This window comes from Pseudomonas mendocina (genome assembly GCA_037482215.1).
Taxonomy (GTDB): domain Bacteria; phylum Pseudomonadota; class Gammaproteobacteria; order Pseudomonadales; family Pseudomonadaceae; genus Aquipseudomonas; species Aquipseudomonas mendocina_E.
Genome location: CP148074.1, coordinates 3,057,061 through 3,078,145, shown reverse-complemented (window position 1 = coordinate 3,078,145; position 21,085 = coordinate 3,057,061). Strand labels below are relative to the sequence as shown.

General features: G+C 56.3%; 24 protein-coding genes and 1 pseudogene. 18 read left to right on the top strand and 7 right to left on the bottom strand.

Features of this window, described 5'->3' with window-relative positions:
* Window positions 1–35 precede the first annotated feature (35 nt).
* The 7 genes from WG219_14330 (at window position 36) to WG219_14300 (ending at window position 5,536) form a co-directional block, all read left to right on the top strand.
* Window positions 36–1,178, top strand: coding sequence for a chemotaxis response regulator protein-glutamate methylesterase (locus WG219_14330; protein WXL24491.1), 1,143 nt, complete (start codon window positions 36–38; stop codon window positions 1,176–1,178).
* Entirely contained in the window at window positions 1,178–1,918 is a 741-nt protein-coding gene (locus WG219_14325; protein ID WXL24490.1) for a flagellar motor protein, read from the top strand. The genes WG219_14330 and WG219_14325 overlap by 1 nt, the downstream gene beginning before the upstream one ends.
* A gap of 12 nt (window positions 1,919–1,930) precedes the next feature.
* A complete protein-coding gene (gene motD / locus WG219_14320) occupies window positions 1,931–2,797 on the top strand; it encodes a flagellar motor protein MotD (GenBank protein ID WXL24489.1) in 867 nt (288 codons plus the stop codon).
* Between the two features lie 52 nt (window positions 2,798–2,849).
* Complete coding sequence (locus WG219_14315) at window positions 2,850–3,638, top strand: ParA family protein (protein WXL24488.1); 789 nt, start codon at window positions 2,850–2,852, stop codon at window positions 3,636–3,638.
* Between the two features lie 87 nt (window positions 3,639–3,725).
* A complete protein-coding gene (locus tag WG219_14310; GenBank protein ID WXL24487.1) occupies window positions 3,726–4,541 on the top strand; it encodes a CheW domain-containing protein in 816 nt (271 codons plus the stop codon).
* A 104-nt stretch (window positions 4,542–4,645) separates the two neighbouring features.
* Window positions 4,646–5,125: a chemotaxis protein CheW gene (locus tag WG219_14305; protein ID WXL24486.1), complete on the top strand. Its 480-nt coding sequence runs from the start codon at window positions 4,646–4,648 to the stop codon at window positions 5,123–5,125.
* A gap of 3 nt (window positions 5,126–5,128) precedes the next feature.
* Window positions 5,129–5,536, top strand: coding sequence for a DUF2802 domain-containing protein (locus WG219_14300; protein WXL24485.1), 408 nt, complete (start codon window positions 5,129–5,131; stop codon window positions 5,534–5,536).
* Window positions 5,537–5,669: 133 nt separating this feature from the next.
* Here WG219_14300 and WG219_14295 read toward each other — a convergent pair whose 3' ends face one another.
* Both WG219_14295 and WG219_14290 read right to left on the bottom strand, forming a co-directional pair.
* Window positions 5,670–6,002 carry an EscU/YscU/HrcU family type III secretion system export apparatus switch protein gene (locus tag WG219_14295; protein WXL24484.1) on the bottom strand — a complete coding sequence of 111 codons (333 nt, stop codon included), beginning with the start codon at window positions 6,000–6,002 and terminating at the stop codon, window positions 5,670–5,672.
* On the bottom strand, window positions 5,999–7,531 hold the full coding sequence (locus WG219_14290) for a flagellar hook-length control protein FliK (protein WXL24483.1): 1,533 nt from the start codon (window positions 7,529–7,531) through the stop codon (window positions 5,999–6,001). Before WG219_14290 ends, WG219_14295 begins: the two co-directional genes overlap by 4 nt.
* Window positions 7,532–7,748: 217 nt before the next feature.
* Here WG219_14290 and ccmA point away from each other — a divergent pair, with 217 nt between their 5' ends.
* The 10 genes from ccmA (at window position 7,749) to WG219_14240 (ending at window position 14,994) form a co-directional block, all read left to right on the top strand.
* A complete protein-coding gene (ccmA, locus tag WG219_14285; protein ID WXL28012.1) occupies window positions 7,749–8,330 on the top strand; it encodes a cytochrome c biogenesis heme-transporting ATPase CcmA in 582 nt (193 codons plus the stop codon).
* Entirely contained in the window at window positions 8,327–8,998 is a 672-nt protein-coding gene (ccmB, locus tag WG219_14280; protein WXL24482.1) for a heme exporter protein CcmB, read from the top strand. Before ccmA ends, ccmB begins: the two co-directional genes overlap by 4 nt.
* 75 nt (window positions 8,999–9,073) lie before the next feature.
* Window positions 9,074–9,832 carry a heme ABC transporter permease gene (locus WG219_14275; GenBank protein WXL28011.1) on the top strand — a complete coding sequence of 253 codons (759 nt, stop codon included), beginning with the start codon at window positions 9,074–9,076 and terminating at the stop codon, window positions 9,830–9,832.
* On the top strand, window positions 9,829–10,005 hold the full coding sequence (gene ccmD, locus WG219_14270; protein WXL24481.1) for a heme exporter protein CcmD: 177 nt from the start codon (window positions 9,829–9,831) through the stop codon (window positions 10,003–10,005). Before WG219_14275 ends, ccmD begins: the two co-directional genes overlap by 4 nt.
* Complete coding sequence (gene ccmE / locus WG219_14265; protein WXL24480.1) at window positions 10,002–10,469, top strand: cytochrome c maturation protein CcmE; 468 nt, start codon at window positions 10,002–10,004, stop codon at window positions 10,467–10,469. The genes ccmD and ccmE overlap by 4 nt, the downstream gene beginning before the upstream one ends.
* Window positions 10,466–12,439 (top strand): heme lyase CcmF/NrfE family subunit, encoded by a 1,974-nt coding sequence (locus WG219_14260; GenBank protein WXL24479.1) that lies wholly within the window; start codon window positions 10,466–10,468, stop codon window positions 12,437–12,439. The genes ccmE and WG219_14260 overlap by 4 nt, the downstream gene beginning before the upstream one ends.
* Window positions 12,436–12,972: a DsbE family thiol:disulfide interchange protein gene (locus tag WG219_14255; protein ID WXL24478.1), complete on the top strand. Its 537-nt coding sequence runs from the start codon at window positions 12,436–12,438 to the stop codon at window positions 12,970–12,972. Before WG219_14260 ends, WG219_14255 begins: the two co-directional genes overlap by 4 nt.
* Complete coding sequence (locus tag WG219_14250) at window positions 12,969–13,454, top strand: cytochrome c-type biogenesis protein (GenBank protein WXL24477.1); 486 nt, start codon at window positions 12,969–12,971, stop codon at window positions 13,452–13,454. The genes WG219_14255 and WG219_14250 overlap by 4 nt, the downstream gene beginning before the upstream one ends.
* Window positions 13,454–14,665 carry a c-type cytochrome biogenesis protein CcmI gene (ccmI, locus tag WG219_14245; protein WXL24476.1) on the top strand — a complete coding sequence of 404 codons (1,212 nt, stop codon included), beginning with the start codon at window positions 13,454–13,456 and terminating at the stop codon, window positions 14,663–14,665. The genes WG219_14250 and ccmI overlap by 1 nt, the downstream gene beginning before the upstream one ends.
* Window positions 14,665–14,994: a hypothetical protein gene (locus tag WG219_14240; protein WXL24475.1), complete on the top strand. Its 330-nt coding sequence runs from the start codon at window positions 14,665–14,667 to the stop codon at window positions 14,992–14,994. Before ccmI ends, WG219_14240 begins: the two co-directional genes overlap by 1 nt.
* A 63-nt stretch (window positions 14,995–15,057) precedes the next feature.
* On the opposite strand, the pseudogene WG219_14235 reads toward WG219_14240, so the two are convergent.
* Both WG219_14235 and WG219_14230 read right to left on the bottom strand, forming a co-directional pair.
* Window positions 15,058–15,753, bottom strand: a pseudogene (locus tag WG219_14235) (VacJ family lipoprotein).
* 73 nt (window positions 15,754–15,826) lie between these two features.
* Window positions 15,827–17,125, bottom strand: a complete 1,299-nt coding sequence (locus tag WG219_14230; protein ID WXL24474.1) for a serine/threonine protein kinase — start codon at window positions 17,123–17,125, stop codon at window positions 15,827–15,829.
* 289 nt (window positions 17,126–17,414) lie between these two features.
* Between WG219_14230 and WG219_14225 the strand changes: the two genes are divergently transcribed.
* Complete coding sequence (locus WG219_14225) at window positions 17,415–17,783, top strand: hypothetical protein (GenBank protein WXL24473.1); 369 nt, start codon at window positions 17,415–17,417, stop codon at window positions 17,781–17,783.
* Here WG219_14225 and WG219_14220 read toward each other — a convergent pair whose 3' ends face one another.
* The 3 genes from WG219_14220 to WG219_14210 all read right to left on the bottom strand — a co-directional run bounded on the left by WG219_14220 (window position 17,784) and on the right by WG219_14210 (window position 21,082).
* Window positions 17,784–19,343 carry a glycosyl hydrolase family 17 protein gene (locus tag WG219_14220; protein WXL24472.1) on the bottom strand — a complete coding sequence of 520 codons (1,560 nt, stop codon included), beginning with the start codon at window positions 19,341–19,343 and terminating at the stop codon, window positions 17,784–17,786. It lies immediately after the preceding gene.
* Window positions 19,344–19,448: 105 nt separating this feature from the next.
* Window positions 19,449–19,673: a DUF2061 domain-containing protein gene (locus WG219_14215; protein WXL24471.1), complete on the bottom strand. Its 225-nt coding sequence runs from the start codon at window positions 19,671–19,673 to the stop codon at window positions 19,449–19,451.
* A gap of 122 nt (window positions 19,674–19,795) precedes the next feature.
* Window positions 19,796–21,082 (bottom strand): FAD-dependent oxidoreductase, encoded by a 1,287-nt coding sequence (locus tag WG219_14210; GenBank protein ID WXL24470.1) that lies wholly within the window; start codon window positions 21,080–21,082, stop codon window positions 19,796–19,798.
* Window positions 21,083–21,085: the final 3 nt, after the last annotated feature.

The window sequence follows — 21,085 nt, the reverse complement described above, 5'->3', positions numbered from 1 at the left end:
TGCAGAGGTATTAGTTGCACCGTTTGGGAGTATTTATGGCTGTTAAGGTGCTGGTAGTTGATGACTCCGGTTTTTTCCGTCGGCGTGTGTCGGAGATCCTTTCAACTGATCCGAACATTCAGGTTGTAGGCACTGCTACTAATGGCCGTGAGGCCATTGATCAGGCCCTTGAGCTGAGGCCGGATGTCATCACCATGGACTATGAGATGCCGACCATGGACGGCATCACCGCTGTACGTAACATTATGCAGCGCTGCCCGACGCCGGTATTGATGTTCTCCTCACTGACACATGAGGGTGCCCGGGTAACGCTGGACGCCCTTGAGGCCGGTGCTGTCGATTTTTTGCCGAAGAACTTCGAGGATATTTCCCGTAACCCGGAGCGGGTTAAGCAACTGCTGTGCGAAAAGATCAATACCATTTCCCGCAGTAACCGCCGTGGCCTCAGTTCATCCCTGAGTTCGTCGGCACCCACACCGGCTTCAACTGTCGGTACTGGTAGTCGTCTGGGCCCTCGCCCAGCACCGACAACAAGTGCGCCTCGCACAACGGCTGCGCCTGCCGCAGCGGCTCAAGGTAGCAATGCTCCTGCTAATAGCCCTGCGCCTAAACGCAGGTCCTACAAACTGGTGGCTATTGGTACTTCGACCGGCGGGCCTGTTGCATTGCAGCGGGTTTTGACACAGTTGCCGGCCAGCTTTCCTGCGCCGATTGTTCTGATCCAGCACATGCCTGCAGCCTTTACCAAAGCTTTCGCAGAGCGCCTAGATAAGCTGTGCCGCATCAGCGTTAAAGAGGCTGAAGATGGTGATGTAGTGCGCCCCGGTTTGGCGTTGTTGGCGCCTGGGGGCAAGCAGATGATGATCGACGCCCGTGGCGTAGTGAAAATCCACCCCGGCGATGAGCGCCTTAATTACAAACCTTGTGTCGACATTACCTTTGCCTCGGCTGCCAAGTCATACGGTGACAAGGTCCTGGCTGTTGTGCTGACCGGTATGGGGGCCGATGGACGTGAAGGTGCTCGCTTGCTGAAACAGGGCGGAAGCCAAGTGTGGGCGCAGGATGAAGCCAGTTGTGTGATTTATGGCATGCCAATGGCCGTGGTCAAAGCCAACCTGGCCGACGCGGTTTATTCATTGGATGACATGGGCCGGTATCTGGCGGAGGCCTGTTCCTGATGGATGTATTGAGCATCATCGGGTTCATTCTGGCCTTTGTTGCAATTCTGGGTGGTAACTACCTAGAAGGCGGGCATATCTCGGCATTGCTCAACGGCCCGGCGGCCTTGATCGTGATTGGCGGTACATTGGGGGCGGCACTGCTGCAAACCCCGATGTCCGTGTTCAAGCGGGCGCTGTCTATCATCGGCTGGATTTTCTTTACCCCTCATATTGATTTACCCGGCGGTATTAATCGCGTGGTGGGCTGGAGTATGACGGCGCGTAAGGAGGGGCTGTTAGGGCTGGAAGCAGTCGCGGATTCAGAAGCGGACCCATACGCCCGTAAGGGCTTACAGTTGCTGGTTGATGGTGCAGAGCCTGAGGCCATTCGCAGCATTCTTGAGGTCGATCTGTATACCCAAGAAGGGCGCGATCTTCAGGCTGCCAAGGTGTTTGAATGCATGGGTGGTTATGCTCCGACCATCGGTATCATCGGGGCAGTGATGGGCCTGATCCATGTAATGGGCAACTTAGCTGATCCAGCTATGCTCGGTAACGGTATTGCCGTTGCATTTGTTGCGACTATTTACGGTGTGGGTATTGCTAACCTGCTGCTGTTGCCAGTGGCCAATAAACTCAAGTCGGTCGTGCAGCGTCAGTCCCGTTATCGGGAAATGCTGCTTGAAGGCATTTTGTCCATTGCTGAAGGGGAAAACCCTCGCTCCATCGAACTTAAGCTGCAAGGCTTCATGGACTGATGGGGAGTTGCTATGGCTCGCAGACGCCAGCAAGAAGAGCATGAAAACCACGAGCGGTGGTTGGTTTCATACGCTGACTTCATAACCTTGTTGTTCGCTTTTTTTGTGGTCATGTACTCGATTTCATCCATCAATGAAGGCAAGTACAAGATTCTCTCCGACTCACTTACAGGCGTATTCACTGAGCCTGATCGTGCGATCAAGCCCATTCCTGTAGGTGACGAGCGTCCGCGAACCACGGAGCCGGATCGTTCATTGGTTGATGAAAGTCACCCGTCACAAGGGGACTCTCTGGAGCGTATTACTCAGAGTGTGAAGGATGCCTTCGGTGATCTGATCAATTCTGACCAGTTGAAAATCAGTGGCAGTGAAACCTGGATCGAAATCGAGCTGAGTTCTAGCCTGCTCTTTGGTAGTGGCGATGCGGTCCCCAATAATGCGGCCTTCGATATTATCGAGCGCGTTGCCAAAATTCTGGCGCCCTACGAGAACCCCATTCAGGTTGAAGGCTTTACCGATAACCAGCCGATTCAGACGGCGGCTTATCCAACCAACTGGGAGCTGTCCACTGCCCGTGCGGCCAGTGTGGTGCGTATGCTGGCAATGGATGGTGTAAATCCGTCGCGTATGGCTGCTGTGGGTTACGGCGAGTTCCAGCCGGTGGCGCCTAACGAAACCGTGGCTGGGCGAGCGCGTAATCGCCGGGTTGTGCTGGTGATCTCCAGGGATGTGGACGTACGCCGCCGACAAACCAAGGCTGACGATACGCAAAGTAGTAAAACACCGAGCAACCCTCAGGCTGGCACGCAACCTGCACCAGTGCCTGCAACAACACTCCCGCAGGCGGGAGTCGTCAATTCACCGTCGCCAGCCCTCTGAAACGGGGCGTTGATCTCGGACTGGCAGTTGCCACGCCGGGAGGAAGAAAACGATGAAAGTCTGGGCAGTAGCCAATCAAAAAGGTGGAGTCGGTAAGACCACCACATCCATTGCGCTGGCAGGGTTGCTGGCGGATGCCGGCCGCCGTGTGGTCGTGGTTGATCTCGATCCGCACGGCTCGATGACCAGTTATTTCGGGCATGACCCGGATACCTTGGAGCGCAGCTGTTTTGATCTGTTTCAGCACAATGGCAGCGTCCCGGAGGGACTACCGAAAAGTCTGCTGCTGCCCACCAGTCATGAACAAATATCGCTGCTCCCTTCTAGCACTGCGTTGGCCACGTTGGAGCGGCAATCACCCGGGCAAAATGGCTTGGGACTGGTTATTTCAAAAAGTTTGGCTCAGCTGTGGCAGGAGTTTGACCACGCGATTATCGACAGTCCGCCTTTGCTGGGAGTGTTAATGGTCAATGCCCTGGCTGCAAGTCAGCAATTGGTGATCCCGGTGCAGACTGAGTTTCTCGCGGTCAAGGGCTTGGAGCGTATGGTCAATACGCTTGAGATGATCAATCGTTCACGGCGCCAGGCGCTGCCTTACACCATTGTGCCAACGCTGTTCGACCGTCGTACGCAGGCATCTTTGGGTACATTGCGGGTATTGCATGAGGCATTTCCGCAGCAGCTATGGCAGGCCTATATTCCTGTTGACACGCGTTTGCGCGATGCCAGTCGGGCAGGGCGTACACCGTCGCAGTATGACAAGAACAGCCGCGGCGTGATTGCCTACCGTGCTTTGCTTAAGCATCTGCTGTCGCAGCCGCTGGCTACACAGGTCGCTTGAAATGCACAGGTGTAAATTGCAGTTAGACTCAAGTCAGACACAGAGTCGGCCGATAGCCTCTAGACTTTGTCATTTCAGGTTGTGCCCATGAGCCGTCCACTTGCCACCGCCACCCGTACTCAACTGGCCTTGCAGTCCTATTTGGACGATCTGTTGCAAGAGGCGACTGAAGAGTTGCCCGTCGTTGAGAGCTCCAGTGTCAGCGCTGATGAGTTTGAGCTGGCTGTGCTGGAAGAGCAGGTGCGCGATTCCCGCTTACACTCCCTGTCAGTCCCAGCTAATCTGACAGTTCAGGAGCCAGTTGCTCCTGCGCCGCAAATTGCGCTTGTTGCGCCTGCGCCGATTGAAGCACCTGTAATCCGTGAAGAACGGGTTACGCTGGTGAAGCTTGACGAGCAATCGATGCCTGTTGTGCAGAAGGGGCAGCGCCCGGCATGGGCTGATGGGCCTTTTGAGTGTTTGTTATTTGATGTGGCGGGGCTAACCCTGGCTGTGCCTCTGGTGTCGTTGGGTTCTATCTATCCCCTTGAGGGACAGGAGCTGACACCTTTATTCGGCCAGCCGAACTGGTTTCTCGGTATCCTGCCGTCCCAGGCAGGCAACCTGAAAGTGGTGGATACGGCACGCTGGGTGATGCCTGACCGCTACCGCGACGAGTTTCGCGACAATTTGCAGTATGTGATTTCTGTGGGGGGCTATGAGTGGGGGTTGGCCGTGCATCAAGTCAGCCGCTCCATTCGCATAGACCCTGATGAGGTTAAATGGCGTAGCCAGCGCACGCAGCGGCCTTGGCTTGCCGGTACAGTGATTGAGCATATGTGTGCACTGCTGGATGTGGCCGCATTGGCCGAGTTGATTGCCAGCGGAGCGACCCGGAATATGTCTGCTGGGCAGGCACATTGATTACGCAACGCTGTACGCGGTTTACAGCTTTGCAACTATAGTAATGCGCGCGGGGCCAACACCCGCCAACGCCGTGAAAGCGGTTATTGATGAGGCTAGGGAATATGAAGAAGAGTTCTGCACAAGGTTCTGAAGATCCGATTCTGCAGTGGGTAACCTTCCGACTGGACAATGAGACCTATGGCATCAACGTGATGCAGGTCCAGGAGGTATTGCGTTACACCGAGATCGCTCCGGTACCTGGGGCTCCGAGTTATGTGCTGGGTATCATCAACCTTCGCGGCAATGTCGTTACCGTGATCGATACCCGTCAGCGCTTTGGTCTGGACTCCAGTGAAGTCACCGACAATACCCGCATCGTCATCATCGAAGCGGATAAGCAAGTGGTGGGTATTCTGGTTGACAGCGTGGCTGAAGTGGTTTACCTGCGTCAGTCTGAGATTGAAACCGCGCCTAACGTCGGTAATGACGAGTCTGCCAAGTTCATTCAGGGCGTGTGCAACAAGAACGGCGAGCTGCTGATTCTGGTTGAACTCGACAAGATGATGACTGAGGAAGAGTGGTCAGAGCTGGAGAGCATCTAAACCATGCTGGATGTGTTGCTGGTTGTATTACTCGTCGCGGTGCTCTTGCTCAGTATGGGGCTGGCAGGGGTATGCGTCTGGTTTGCCAGGCAGTTGCGCGAGTCAGAAAGCCGGCAGCGTGAGCGTGATGCTCTGCATGAGCGGCGGGTGAAAGAGCTAAACCGCCGCCTTGATGCCTACCTGACGGGTAGCGTCAAAATGGGTGAGGAGCTGCAAGAGTTGCGGCATGTGGTAGCGCCATTACCCGACAAGCTCAATCAGATTGAACAGCGTGATCCCGGCAGCTTGTCGTTCACTCAGGCTGCACGTTTGGCCGGGATGGGGGCTAGTGTCGATGAGTTGACGCAGTCTTGTGGTTTGAGTCAGGGCGAGGCTGAGTTGATCAGCCGTATGCAGCACGCACGGCGCTAATCCAGCTGCCGCTTATACCGAGTCGAGCCGTGCCTTTGCAGGGGGCAATTGCGCAGCGCTTCCGCCGTGGCGGTGTAGGCTATGACGACGAAATCCGGATTACGCCTACGGCTAATCCAGGCTACACGCTCACTTAATTCTGTGGCCCAGGCAGGCGGGGCAGGTACTCGTTCGTGTCGTCTGCTCCTGCAGGGGTAAAGCCTTCAGGACATTTGCCTTTCAAATACCAGGCAAAAGCGATGATTTCGGCAATGCAGCGATACAGCTGCTCAGGAATTGCGTCACCTAGTTCCATTCGCGCCAACAGTCTGACCAGCTCTGCGTTTTCGTATATCGGCACCTCATTCTCACGGGCAATGGCGAGGATGGCTTCGGCCAGTTCGTCATCACCTTTAGCGCTGAGAATCGGCGCGTTCTTGCCGTCATAATTCAGGGCTATGGCCTGGCGCGGGGCTTTCTTCTTCATGCGGTTTCATCCACCCAGCGCTGTTCTAAACTGGTACGCGGGCCTTGGGGGGGGATGCCACGGTTGCAGACCAGTTCAGCAATGTTGACCCCTGCATCACTGAGGCGTTGGCGCAGATTGTTCAACTCACTGTTGATCAGGCGTGCGGTGGTTTCCCGTTCGGCCCAGAGCTGACTGGACAGCTGTGCATGCAGCAGCTGTGCCTGTACTTGCATGGGGCCTAAGGGGTCAATGTCGAATGCCAGCTCGATTTTCCACAGGGTTTCCTGCTTCTCCTGTTTTCGCTCGTTACTGTCTTCGCGTTGTAGTTTGACCTGAAGTGGAACCACGTCGTGCTGGTTCCTCATGGGGATTTCAAGCTGCCAGGTGGTCAGCAAGTTGCCATCTGGTCCGACCTGACTTTGTGTCAGGCTCGATAATTGGTGAGTCTGTAGGCGGGAAATGGCAGCTGCAGCCAGTTTCAATGTGGCTTCAAGATCATCTTCGCCTTCTTCGTTTTTCAGCAGCCGATTGGGTAGAGGGAAGCTCAGGCCCAGTTGGCGGGTACTGTCTTTGCTTAGCGATTGCAGGAGGTCGCGAGCTACGGAAGGTAGCGCTTGAGCTAATGCTGCGCTGCTTTGAGTCGAGTTGAGCGCCGCACCAGGCGCCATGCCTGGCATGATCTGCGAAATCAGGCGTAACAGGTTGGCTTTAAGGTCTGTCGATAAGCCCTGAGTCTGGCCGCCGAGCAGCTTTCCTTCGAGGAAAACGCCACTGTCCTTCAGCGCCTGTGCCAGACCTTTGGCGGTGCTCAGTTGCCCTGCGTCAGGTAAACCGGCAAGCAGTTTGTCGATGCTGGAGAGTAGGCCGTCACTGAGCCCGCCACTACCGCGCAAGCCTTGCAGGGCACCAAGAAGCCCCTCCAGAGAACCCTGGCGATTAAGCTGATTACCCAATTGCTGACTCAGTGCCAGTTGGTCAAGTCGTCCGCTGAGAGGGAGAAAACCGAGCGACTGGTTGCCTTGTACTTTGGCGCTGAGGAGGCTGCCGATGGGCAGGGCATTTTCACTGTCGATGGCCAGTTGGCTACCGGCCAGTGAGGTATTGAGCAGGTTTACCACAACACGATAAGTCGCTGTGCCCGGCAACTGGCTGCTTGAAACGACTTTACCTTGGATCAGCGTACCGACGGGCAGTTGTTCTAAGTCCAGGCTAGTCATGGGTTTATTACTGCCACCAGTCAGGGCTGACAGCGCCAGGCGCGTCTGGGACAAGGCGGTGACGGCCAAGGTGCTACCTTGTTCAACCGGGCGCGGGCTATTGGCTTCCAGCAGGGCCTGACGGCCATTGTCGAGGGTTAGCCGCAGTAGCACCTGAAAGTTCTGCGCCAGTGCTTTCTGGGCGATCACTTCTGCCTTGGCTGATTCACCATCTGCTAGCAAATCCTGCATGGGTTGCAGGAGTTTTACCGACAGATCGCTGCTCGGCGCGGCGGGGCGGCTGGGGGCAGCGGAGGGCGCTATTGGCCGGGAACTGCTGATTTCACTCATCGGTGGGTTACACCCTGTCGAAAATGCCCGCTGCGGTAGGCGGTGGCAGGCATGTATAATCACGCCCCGTCGTGCGGGTACGCATGTCTATTGCGTCAGTATATAGCGGCCAATGTCTGTCTGACTTGAAGCCTTTTAGTCCTTGATTGTAGGTGTCGATGTTTTGACCAGCCCTGTTCTTGAAGCCGTTGCGCTCGCCTGTGAGCGGGATTGGCGCATGCTGTTCGAGCAACTGGATCTGCGCCTGATGCCCGGCGAAATGCTTCAGGTGGTAGGCCCTAATGGCAGTGGCAAAACCAGCCTGCTGCGCTTGCTCGGCGGGCTGATGCCGCCAACCGATGGCGAAATTCTGCTGAACGGTTGTCCGTTGCATGAGCAGCGGGCAGAGTTGGGACGCACGCTATTGTGGATCGGGCATGCAGCTGGCATCAAAGGGCTGCTGACTGCGGAAGAGAATCTCACCTGGCTGTGTGCACTGCATCAGCCGGTTAGTCGCGACGCTATCTGGAGTGCTCTAGCCGCTGTGGGGTTACGTGGCTTTGAGGATGTCCCGTGCCATACCCTGTCGGCTGGGCAGCAACGTCGTGTTGCACTCGCCCGTTTATACCTGCCGGGGCCCAAACTGTGGGTGCTGGATGAGCCATTTACCGCACTGGATAAAGCCGCTGTTGCCCAGCTGGAAAATCACTTGGCACAACATTGCGAGCAGGGCGGTCTGGTGGTGCTTACCACGCACCATGAAATGACCTTAAAACCTGCGGGTTACCGTGCATTGGATCTGGGGCAGCGTGAATCATGAGCAATGTGTTTACCTTGTTGCTTGCCCGCGAGTCGCGCCTGCTGTTTCGTCGTCCCGCGGAACTGGCTAATCCGTTGGTTTTCTTCGCCATCGTGATCGCGTTGTTTCCATTGGCAGTCGGCCCACAAACCCAGTTGTTACAAAGCCTTTCTCCCGGACTGATCTGGGTGGCTGCGTTATTGGCCGTGTTGCTCTCGCTGGATGGGCTGTTTCGCAGTGATTTTGAAGATGGCTCACTGGAACAGTGGGTCCTTTCGCCGCACCCCCTGCCTCTTCTGGTTCTGGCAAAGGTGCTGGCACACTGGCTGTTTTCTGGCTTGGCTCTGGTTCTATTAGCGCCGTTGTTGGCCTTAATGCTGGGGCTGCCCGGTCGTTGTCTGCCGGTATTGCTGATTTCTCTTTTGCTGGGTACGCCTGTACTGAGCCTGTTGGGTGCTGTGGGTGCGGCGCTGACGGTTGGGTTAAAGCGAGGTGGGCTGCTGCTGGCACTGCTGATTCTACCGTTGTATATCCCGGTGCTGATTCTTGGCAGCGGGGCATTACAAGCCAGCCTGCAAGGATTGCCGGCGGTCGGCCACCTGTTATGGCTGGCCAGCCTTACCGCCTTGGCGGTGACCCTGACACCTTTTGCAATTGCTGCTGGTCTGAAGATCAGTGTTGCAGAGTAACCATAAGCCGTAATCGTCGGTTGAGCTGCCCAGGCATGTACCTGCCAGCCAATCTACATAGCATTGATGAGTAACCTGATGAACTGGACGTGGTTTCATAAACTCGGCTCGCCCAAATGGTTTTACGAGATCAGCTCGCGCTGGTTGCCTTGGTTGGTCGTGGCTACTGCACTATTGCTGACTGTCGGACTGGTTTGGGGTTTGGCGTTCGCACCGCCGGATTACCAGCAAGGTAATAGCTTTCGCATTATCTATATCCATGTACCTGCTGCATTTTTGGCTCAGTCCATTTATGTGATGCTGGCTGTAGCCGGGATTGTTGGTCTGGTCTGGAAAATGAAGCTGGCCGATGTCGCCTTGCAGCAGGCAGCTCCAATCGGTGCCTGGATGACAGCCATTGCATTGGTGACCGGAGCCGTGTGGGGTAAACCGACCTGGGGCACCTACTGGGTGTGGGATGCGCGCCTGACCTCCATGCTGATCCTGCTGTTCCTGTATTTCGGGGTGATTGCTCTGGGGCAGGCGATTACCAACCGTGACAGCGCGGCTAAGGCTTGTGCTGTGCTGTCGATCGTCGGTGTCGTGAACATTCCGATCATCAAGTACTCAGTGGAGTGGTGGAACACCTTGCATCAGCCTGCCACGTTCAGCGTGGTGGAAAAGCCTGCCATGCCATTTGAAATGTGGATGCCCCTGCTGATCATGGTGTTGGGCTTCTACTGTTTCTTTGCCGTCGTACTGTTCCTGCGTATGCGTCTTGAGGTGCTCAAGCGAGAGTCCCGCAGCAGTTGGGTTAAGGCTGAGGTCAAAGCACTGGTGGAGAAAGGCCAATGAGTTTCGCCAGCTTTAGTGAGTTCATCGCCATGGGCACCCATGGTCCTTACGTTTGGTCCTGCTATGCCATAACCTTGGCTGTGTTGGCGCTGAATGTGGCGCTGCCGGTTCTGGCACGTCGCCGTTACCTGCAAGATGAGGCGCGTCGTTTGCGTCGGGAGGAGAACAAGTGAATCCGGTGCGTAAAAAACGCCTCTTTATCATTCTGGCGATTCTCGCTGGTGTGGGCATTGCGGTGGCCTTGGCCCTCAGTGCGCTGCAACAGAACATCAATCTGTTCTACACCCCGACTCAAATCGCCAATGGTGAAGCGCCGAAGGACACACGTATCCGCGCAGGCGGTCTGGTCGAGGCCGGTTCGGTCAAACGTTCCGATGATTCGTTGGAAACCCGTTTCGTAGTGTCCGATGGCGCGCACAACGTCACTATCAGCTACACCGGTATTCTTCCTGACCTATTCCGCGAAGGGCAGGGCATTGTGGCTATGGGCAAGTTAGATAACAGCGGCTTGCTGATTGCTGACGAAGTGTTGGCTAAACACGATGAAAACTACATGCCGCCCGAAGTGATGCAGGCGCTGGAGCAAAGCGGTATGAAGCAGAAGCATGATGCTGCCACGCAGGGGAGCGCTCAATGATTCCTGAACTTGGCCATCTGGCTCTGATCCTGGCGCTGTGCATGGCAGTGGTGCAGTCCACTCTGCCGATGATCGGTGCCTGGCGTGGCGATCGTCAGTGGATGGGCCTGGCCCAGCCAGCGGCCTGGGGGCAGTTCGCTTTCATGCTGTTCTCCTTTATCTGCCTGACGTACGCGTTTTTGGTGGACGACTTTAGCGTTGCCTATGTCGCTCACAACTCCAACAGCATGCTGCCCTGGTACTACAAGTTCAGTGCCGTGTGGGGTGCCCACGAAGGTTCGCTGCTGCTGTGGGGGCTGATCCTGGCAGGCTGGACTTTCGCGGTGTCGATTTTCTCCCGGCAGTTGCCGGAGGAGATGCTGGCTCGCGTACTGGCCGTTATGGGCATTATCAGCATCGGCTTTTTGCTGTTCCTGATCATCACATCTAATCCGTTCGAACGTATCCTGTTTGACACGCCCGCCGATGGTCGCGATCTGAACCCGCTGTTGCAGGACTTCGGTCTGATTGTCCATCCACCCATGCTGTACATGGGCTACGTGGGCTTCTCGGTTGCCTTTGCCTTCGCTATTGCTGCCCTGCTGGGTGGCAAGCTGGATGCAGCGTGGGCGCGCTGGTCGCGTCCGTGGACCATCGTAGCGTGGGCTTTCCTCGGCATTGGTATCGCCCTGGGCTCGTGGTGGGCTTACTACGAGTTGGGTTGGGGCGGCTGGTGGTTCTGGGACCCGGTGGAAAACGCCTCCTTCATGCCATGGCTGGTCGGCACTGCGCTGATTCACTCACTGGCTGTGACTGAAAAGCGCGGTGTGTTTAAAAGCTGGACCGTGCTGTTGGCCATTGCTGCGTTCTCCCTGAGCCTGCTGGGTACATTCCTGGTGCGTTCTGGTGTACTGACGTCGGTGCATGCATTTGCCAGTGATCCTGAGCGGGGGAGCTTTGTACTCGCGTTTCTGTTGGTGGTGGTGGGCAGCTCACTGACGTTGTTCGCTGTCCGAGCGCCAGTGGTGAAGAGCCAGGTGGGGTTTGCGCTGTGGTCGCGGGAGACATTCCTGCTGGTCAATAACCTGATTCTGGTTGTGGCGGCTGCCATGATCCTGCTGGGTACGCTGTATCCACTGGTACTGGATGCAATCAGCGGCGCCAAGCTGTCGGTTGGTCCTCCTTACTTCAACGCATTGTTTGTGCCGTTGATGGCGCTGCTGATGGTCATGATCGCTGTTGGTGTGATCGTGCGCTGGAAAGACACGCCGCTGAACTGGCTGATGTCCATGCTCAGCCCGGTGCTGATCGGCAGCATTGTGTTGGCAGTGGTTGCCACCTTCATTGTCGGTGACTTCAACTGGGGCGTGCTGGCGGTATGGCTGTTGGCAGCCTGGATCATTCTTGCCGGGGTGCGCGACATTCTCGACAAGACTCGTCACAAAGGCTTGCTTAAAGGCTTGCCGAGCTTGGGCCGCAGCTACTGGGGCATGCAAATGGCCCACCTGGGGATGGCGGTGTGCGCGCTGGGTGTGGTATTGACCAGTGTTGGCAGCTACGAGCGCGATATGCGCATGGCGCCGGGCGACAGTGTCGAAATTGGCGGTTATCACTTTGTCTTCGAAGGTGCTAAGCACTTCGAAGGGCCTAACTTCACCTCCGATCGCGGCACGGTTCGTGTCTTGAAGGACGGCGAAGAGCTTTCCGTACTGCACCCAGAGAAACGTTTGTATGTCGTTCAGCAAGCGACCATGACGGAAGCAGGTATTGATGCAGGGCTGACCCGTGACCTGTTTGTTGCACTGGGGGAGCCACTGGAAAATGGTGCCTGGGCGGTACGTGTACACATTAAACCGTTCGTTCGCTGGATCTGGTTGGGCGGCTTGCTGATGGGCTTCGGCGGCTTCCTGGCTGCCGCTGACAAACGCTACCGCATGAAAGTCAGAACCCGTGTGCGTGATGCATTGGGCATGGCGGAGGCCAAAGCATGAAGCGTCTTTTACTGTTACTGCCACTGGCGATCTTTTTAGGTGTAGCGGTGTTCCTCTACCGCGGCTTATTCCTTGATCCTTCAGAGTTGCCATCGGCCCTGATCGGTAAGCCATTGCCAGCGTTTACCCTGCAGTCCGTGCAGGGCGAAAAGCAGCTGACAGAGGCTGACCTCAAGGGCAAGCCTGCGCTGGTCAACATCTGGGCAACCTGGTGTGTGGCCTGCCGTGTGGAGCATCCGGTGCTGAACAAGCTGTCTGAGATGGGTGTGAACATCTACGGTGTGAACTACAAGGACTACAATGCTGCCGCTCAGAAATGGCTGAAGGACTTCCACAACCCGTATCAGCTTAACGTGGCTGATACCAGTGGCAGCCTGGGCCTTGATCTGGGGGTGTACGGTGCACCGGAGACTTTCCTGATCGACAAGGATGGCGTTATCCGTCACAAGTTTGTCGGCGTGATTGATGAGCGAGTATGGCGTGAGCAGCTGGCGCCGCTTTATCAGCAGTTGGTCGATGAGGCTCAGCCATGAAGCGTTTTCTGAGCGCAGTGGCGCTGGGACTGGCTGTATTCAGCACGGCTCAGGCGGCAATCGATACGTATGAGTTTGCCAGCGAGGCAGAGCGCCAGCGTTATCGCCACTTGGTTGAGGAGCTTCGTTGCCCTAAGTGCCAGAACCAGAACATCGCCGACTCCGATGCGCCGATTGCCATGGACCTGCGTGCACAGATTTACCGCATGCTGGAAGAGGGTAAAAGCGACAAGGACATCGTCGATTATCTGGTCAGCCGTTATGGTGATTTCGTTCTCTACAACCCGCCTGTCACGAGCCGCACCTTGTTGCTCTGGTACGGCCCCGCGGGCTTGCTGGTGGGCGGATTTGTCCTGCTCGGCGTGATCCTGCTACGCCGTCGCCGCGTCAGCAAAGAGGCTCCCGCTTCGGGCCTTTCTGCGGAAGAACAACAGCGTTTGTCTGCTTTGCTCAATCAACCGCCTCTGGATAAGAAAGACTGATGATTGAATTCTGGTTGTGTGCAGGGCTGCTTTTGTTGGTAGCCCTGGCTTTTCTGCTGATCCCTGTTCTGCGTGGCCGAAAGGCTCAGGCCGAAGAGGACCGTACCGCGCTGAACGTGACCCTTTATCAGGAGCGTTTACAAGAGCTTCAAGCGCAACATGAAGCCGGGGCGCTCAACGATCAGCAACTGGCTGACGGTCGCGATGAAGCAGCCCGTGAGCTGCTGGCGGACACTGAAGGTGCACAGGCGCTGCCTCGGCAACGCCGCTTGGGCACGGCTGTGCCGCTAATCGCATCGCTGCTGGTGCCGTTTGTGGGCATTGGCTTGTATATGCATTGGGGCGCTCAGGAAGAGATTGAACAGGCGCGTCAGTTTGCTCAGCAGCCGAAAAATATTGAGGAAATGACCGAACGCCTTGAGCTGGCGGTCAAGATGAACCCTGAGTCGCCTGAGAGTTGGTATTTCTTGGGGCGTGCTTACATGGCTCAGGACCGTGCGGCTGAAGCAGCACCTGCTTTTGAAAAGGCCGTGAACTTGGCCAATCGCGCCCCAGAACTTTTGGGCCAGTGGGCTCAGGCACTGTATTTCGCCGGCAATAAGCAGTGGACTGATCAGCTGCAAAAACTGAGCGACGAGGCACTTAAGGCCGACCCGAACGAGGCGACTACGCTGGGCTTGCTCGGCATTGCTGCCTTTGAAGACGGTCGCTATGCAGAAGCCGTTGAAAACTGGCAGAAGCTGGTGGCGCTGCTGCCTGCTGATGACCCTTCTCGCCAGGCTATCGATGGTGGTATTCAGCGCGCACGTGAGCAATATGCGGCTGAAACCGGTAAGGAGCTGGAACAAGCTGCACCGGCTGCTGTTCACCAACTGACCGTTCGCGTAGATCTGGCTGCCGAGTTGAAAGACAAGGTACAAGCCGATGATGCTGTATTTGTCTTTGCCCGTGCCGTGTCGGGCCCGCCGATGCCTCTGGCGGTCAAGCGCCTGAAGGTTTCAGAGCTGCCGGCAGAGATAACCCTGTCTGATAACGATGCGATGATGCCGCAGATGAAAATCTCCAGCTTCCCTCAGGTACAGCTAGGTGCACGGATTTCCCGTAGCGGAAATGCCACTGCGGGTGAGTGGGTGGGCAATGGCCAGCCTGTCGCTAGCAACAGCAGTGAGCCACAGACGCTGCTGATCGATACGGCGGACAGTGCCAAGTGATGACCTGGCTGTGTCGTGCAGGCTTGTTGCTGGGCATTCTGAGCCTAGCAGCCTGTGTGCACAGCCCTATCACGCAACCCGCGCCGACGATCAAGCAAGGCTCAATCAGTAACCATCCGCGTTTTGCGCCGCCACCAGGTGTGAAAAGCCAGTGGGATGCTGCACTGGGGGCCTATGTGGTGTCGGGGATGCCCCATGTGTTTTACCGCGAGCGTACTTACTATCGCTGGAATAACGGCTGGAGCTGGTCGACCTCGGCCAATGGCCCGTGGACGCCGACCGATACCAGCGGCGTGCCCCCAGGCCTGTCCCGTTATTACGATCAGTAGGTAATTGCTGAATGCAAAAATGCCGCAAGGAGCAATCCCTGCGGCATTTTTTTTGATGCGATGTCAGTCGGCAATTTGCAGCTTGCGAGCTTCTGTATAAACGAAGCGCACTTTTTCATACTCGAAAGGAGAGTTCAGCTGGCCATAGCGGAAGTTAACGGTGGAACGCTGATCAATCACTTCCAGTAGTGTGATTTCCGGATGGTCACTGCTGCTTTCGGCTACATCGAGCCAGTTCACATAATGTTTGGTGCTGTAGTCCACTACCAGACCACCTGCATCACGCAGATCAGAAGGGCCCAGCAGCGGCAGGATCAGGTACGGGCCAGCAGGCACGCCGTAATAACCCAAGGTCTGGCCGAAATCCTCGGAGTTGCGGTGCAGGCCCATCATGGTTGCAGGATCCCAAATGCCACCGACGCCGATAATGGTGTTGATCATCAGCCGAGCTGTGGTCTCCATGGAGCGCTGTGCCTTGAGCTGCAAAACGCTGTTGACCAATGTCGGCACTTCACCCAAGTTACGGAAGAAATTAGTGACCCCTTTTTCAACTAAATCCGGCGTGACATAGCGATAGCCCTTAACAACCGGCAGAAACACCCATTCATCGAAGCGGTAGTTGAAGTGGTAGACACGTCTGTTCCACGACTCCAGCGGGTCATAGACATTTAGGGCGTTGAGGGTGGAACGCTCAAATTCGCGTTGATCAAGGCCTGGGTTAAATTGCAGCTGCTGCAACGGATTTTTGAAGCCGTCAGCATCAGGTGTGGTTTCGGCCTTAACGGTAAGGCTGGCCAGCAGTGCAGTCGCCAGCAGGCAGAGGTTCAGAGACTTAGCCACGGAAAAACTCCAGCATAGCGTCACTGTTGACGCGGTAGTTGAGGTTGCCGCAGTGGCCACCGTACGGGTAGAGAGTCAGGCGGTCGCCAAAGGTGTCGCGCAGAAAACCGATATCACCCGGGCCGAGAATGATGTCGTCGGCGTTATGCATGACGGCAATCTTGCTGTTGGTTTTCAGGTAGTCCTTAAGCGCATACAGGCTGATCTCATCGACCAGTTGCGTGACGCTGCCACCTCCAGTGCGGGCGCGCCACATGGGGATCAGTTGTTCTGTCATGTAGCAGTCAAAATCGCAGTACAGCGCGTTTTTGAAGAAGGGTGTGAGGCTGGTGCCTTCCTTGATCGGATAACCGATGGGCGTGACCAACCCGCGTCGGTTGATCAAGTCGGAGGTAAAAGCAATGTCCGCCGAGGAGAAGCGAAATACAGTACCAATCAACATGGCCAACTGTTCGTTGGTGAGATGTTCTTTGGACTGCTGGAAATCAAAGAGCATGGCCTCATTGATATCCACGTACCCTTTGCTCTGGAAGTAGCGGGCCAGCTTGCCCAGTACCAGTTCATAGAAGGTGGTAGTGTCATCCACATCTTTCACGTGGGTCTGGACCAATTTGTCCAGATTAGTGATGGAGGTGTATAGGTTCACGGGTGGGTTAAGCAGCAGCACACGCTTGAAATTGAAGCTCTGCTTGGTCTCGTCCATCTTGCTGACAAAGGCGGCATTTAACGCCCCTAAGCTATAGCCGGTCAGGTAGAAGTCGCTGACCTTGAGGTTATGGTGCTCAGCGCGGATGCTTTGCATGGCCAGGTAGAGGTCGGCCGCATCATCTTGGCTGATGCCCGGTGTGGCGGTGCGGGATGCAGAGACGATGAAATCGAAGCTGGTTGGCGAGGACAACTGCACCACATGGTAGCCAGCCCCGTAGAAGAGCTTCTTCAGGTAGTCAGGGGTACTGCCGGAATAGGGCGTACCGGTGCCCGCGATGATGAAGATCAGCGGTGCTTCGCCGGGCTGTTCGGCCAAGCGGTAGTGCATCTTGGTGACAGACCAGAAGTTTTCCGGGACTTCAAACTGACGCTCCGGGCGCAACTGAATCTCATAGTCCGCCTGCTTGATGTCCTTATCCGCAGGCAGCGCGGGCTGCAACATGGAGGGGGTAGTCGCGATGGTTGCTTCAAATGGGTTGGTCAGGGGGTAACCATAGGTGCTGGCATCTATGTCAGCAGCGTGCAGCTGGCTCGCAAGGGCCAAGCATCCTACTAAGGCAAGCAAGCGTGATCTGTACGACATGGCAAAGTCTCTGGCACGGGACAACGGAATGTTTAGTACACACTTGGACTGTAGAAAACGGTCTAAGTGCAATTCCTTTATATTGACTGGTTCTTAAAACAGCGAAGTTTTTAAGTATTTTCTTGGGATATCAAGGCGGGAAACGTCCTGTTCGTCGGCGAATGCCGGTATGGCGCATCCTGATGTTTATGTAGTGTAGATAGGCATTGGCACTTAGCGGTAATTTTGAGTGCCAGCGACCGCTACTGAGCATATCCTTGGCGCCTCTTGATGCCTGCCCTGAGTTTTTATGAAACGTTACCTGCCTTATGTTGCTTTTTTTGTGCTGGCGGCCGCTGCACTGTATGTCAGCCTGATCCTGCGTACACAACTGATGGAGAACGACCGCTGGGTAGGTTTGTGTTTGGCCGAGCCTGAGCGCTTGGAGTGCCAGATACGGGCTTCACTGGGCTGGCTGATTCACTTCAGCGTCATCGCCTATTCGGCGTTGGCAGTCGCTGTGATTGCCTTTATCTGGCGTGGCCGTGCAGGGCAGGTGTTGGCCGGGCTGTCGCTGTTGATAGGTCTGCCAGCGTTGGTGCTCTACAGTGCCAGCCTCGGTGTGATTGCCGTGGTATTGGCACTGCTGCGTCTGGTTCGCGCTACTAAATCAGCATAGTTATATGGTTTGAGGGCTACGTCTTAGGCTGCGCCACAAGGCGATGACCAGTAGCGTTGAAACCAGTGCCCAGCCAATGGCCTGCATGTTGTGTGGGCCTTCTTGGTACAGCTGAGGCGCGATACCCGCTGCAATGAGTAGCGTGAGCAAGGCTATTTCGCGGCGGTAGCCAGTAGTTGGTTTAAACAGGTAAACAACCGCTGGTAGCAGCAAAGCGGCGCTCGGGAAGCTGCGATAACGGGCATCAACCACCAACGCCAGCATCATCACCGCGCCAGCAAAAGCGCTGAGAACCAGCCACAGGCCGCGCTTGCTCTGTAGCCAATGGTACAGCGGCAGTCGGCGTTGGCTTTTACTGCCTAGATGCAGGGCGGCATAAGCCAGAACCACCAGGTTGACGCCCAACAGTGCAGCGGCCCACAGCCATTCCCCGATAAAGCGTGCGGTGACCAGCGTCAGCTCTGCATACAGCCCTATGCAACCAGCGCCCAAGGCTGCCAGCAGCGGTAGCGCGACGGCCGAGCGGTGAGACTCTGGGCGGCCAGCCAGCAGCAAGGTGCCGGCGAAAATGGCCAGGCTCAGCCCCAGCCAAGCCGGCCACTGCGGCAGGTTGGAGACTGGGCCAGCGAGGATAGATTTCTCCTGCCGGTCGGCATCAAACAATCCCCAGTAACCGCCAACAGCACCTTCACTGATGCGTTTCCAAGGTTGGTCGAAGGCTTCGATCAGGTTGTATCGCCAGCCGTTTTCTTCGGCCATGGCAACAAAGCCGCGCATGAACTTGGCCTGATTGACCCGGCTCGGTACCGCGGTTTCGCGCTGACGCCCTTCGCTGGGCCAGCCAGTTTCACCAATCAGGATGTCTTTAGGGGCATAAGCGTTGCCAAATGTCTGGCGCACGCTGGCAACTTTCTGCAGTGCCTCGTCAATGCCTGCTGGGTCGTCTTCCCAATAGGGCAGCAGGTGGATAGTGATGAAATCCACGGCTGGAGCGATTTCCGGGTGTTTTAACCAGAACTCCCAGACATCGGCATAGGTCACCGGCTGCTGAATGTGCGCTTTGACCTTATCAATCAGGGTTACAAGCTGCTGGGCCGTAACCTCTTTGCGCAGCAGCGTTTCGTTGCCGACGATGACGGCCTGAATCACATCCGGGTGGGCGTTGGCGATCTTGATCGCGTTGTCGATTTCAATCGCTGTGTTTTCCTGACTACGACTGACCCATGCGCCGACCATGAGCTTCAGTCCGTATTTACGCGCCAGATCTGGCAGAGCCTCCAGCCCGGTTACGGAGTAAGTACGCAGACAGGTAAAGCGTTTCGACAGTTGGGCCAGATCCGTCTCCATCTGCTCGGGGCGCAGCTGCATGGGTTGATCAAACGGCGATTGGTCCTTCGCGAAAGGCGTGTATGACGCGCACTGCAGTTTATGTGTGGGTGTGGCGACATCAGGCAGCGTCACGGCTTTGCCTAAGTTGTACCAGAGGGCAAACAGGGCAATTAGCGCAACGAGACAGGAGCAAACAAAAGTGGCGGCAAGGCTGCGGGATTTGGTGGGCATGATCAGGCGTGCATGGGGACTGAAGCGCGCATAGTAGCGGATACCTTCAGCCTCATGCTGCCAGTTTTACGTGTTGCTTCGGGATTAAGACGAATGTTTCCCGGATCATGCCTGATGATGCAGCCATGCATGGCTGGGCTGATTTTCTACAGGCTGCGATCGGCCTTCAATGCGCTGCCAGACCTTCTCGTGGAGGTAGAAGCCAACGGAGTTGCACAGTGGCTCAATCGCAGCAACCAGGCCACTGGCCGCTACGCTGCCAGTCAGCGCGTAGGTCACACCGAATGCAATGCAGAAGTGCATAACGGTGAAGGTCAGTGTCTTGAGCATGGTACACCTCGATTGAGAATCATTCCTTGTTGCGAGGAATCTTAATCATCAGGTTTTGGTTGATAAAATAATTCAATGAAATGGCTCTAATAGATTTTTCGTATCAGTGGCGTGCATCCAATCTAGAAACGAGCCAGCCTGAAGGCCCTGAGCAGTGCCAATTCCGGTTGTTTGAGAGCGTGCGGGTAGGCATTCAGGCGTGCAATCAACTCGGCTGTGTAAGCGGCCTGGGTTAGGCCTAAATGTTGGTGACCAAAGGCTAGCAGCACCTTGCCGTCGCAGCAGCTGTCGATAACCGGCAGAGAGTCAGGCAACGACGGACGAAAGCCCATCCACGGACTGGCATTGACGGGGCTCAAGTCTTCGTTGAATAAGCCTTTGCTTAGGTGGTGCAACTGCCAGGCTCGCTGCATGTTGGGTGCACGTTCAAGCCCAGCGAACTCAACTGTGCCTGCTAGTCGCAAACCTTCGCTCATGGGCGTCATGATGAACTTGCGTTCAAAGGACGTTACCGGGAAGGGCAGTCGTTCGTGTTCATGGGGCAGCATCAGGTGATAGCCGCGTTCTGTTTCTAAAGGCACCTTGCATCCGCTCAGGGCCTCTGTCAGTGCGGCCGAGTGGGCGCCGCAAGCAATCAGCACTTTGCTGCTGTTGAATGTGCCCTGATCGGTAAGCAGGCTGACGCCACTGATTGTCAGGTGTGCGTTTTGCACCTGACGCCTGAGGAAGTGCACGCCAGCCGCTTGGCAGGCCCTTACCAGCTCTTCGACGACGCGGTACGGGTCAATAAATTGCCCCGTTGCTGGAAAGTACAGCCCACCCCTGATTCGTTGGCTGAGTTGCGGCGCGCTGTTACGTACAGCCCGTGACTCCCACAAATCGACTGGAACACCTTGCTGTAGCATACGCAGCTGCAACGCTTCGATGGCGGTGCGCGACTCGCTGCGCTCAAACACCAGCAGTGAGCCTTCTTCGCGCAGCAAGTGCGGATGGGCGATCGAGTTCAACAGCCGTTGCCAGGCATGCAGGCTGCCTTCATTGAGGGCGCGCAGCCCGGCGACTGAGCGCTGAAATGGCTCCGGACGAAGGTTGGCCAGCAGTTTGATAAACCAGGGTAGTGCCTTGGGCAGGTATCTCCAGTCCAGCCGCAACGGCCCTTTCGGGTCAAGCAGCATGGCAGGCAGGCGCATGAGAATGGACAGGTCAGCTATTGGGAACACTTGCTCCGTGGCCAGATGCCCGGCATTGCCGAATGAGGCGCCGTGGCCGGGGGGCTGCTGATCAACCACCACAACGCGCAGACCCTGCCGGGCCAGTTGTAGGGCGCAGGCCACGCCGATGATGCCAGCACCGACGACGGTGATATCCGGGTGGTCATTCGTTACGGTTGAATGGGCTGAGAGATTCATCGT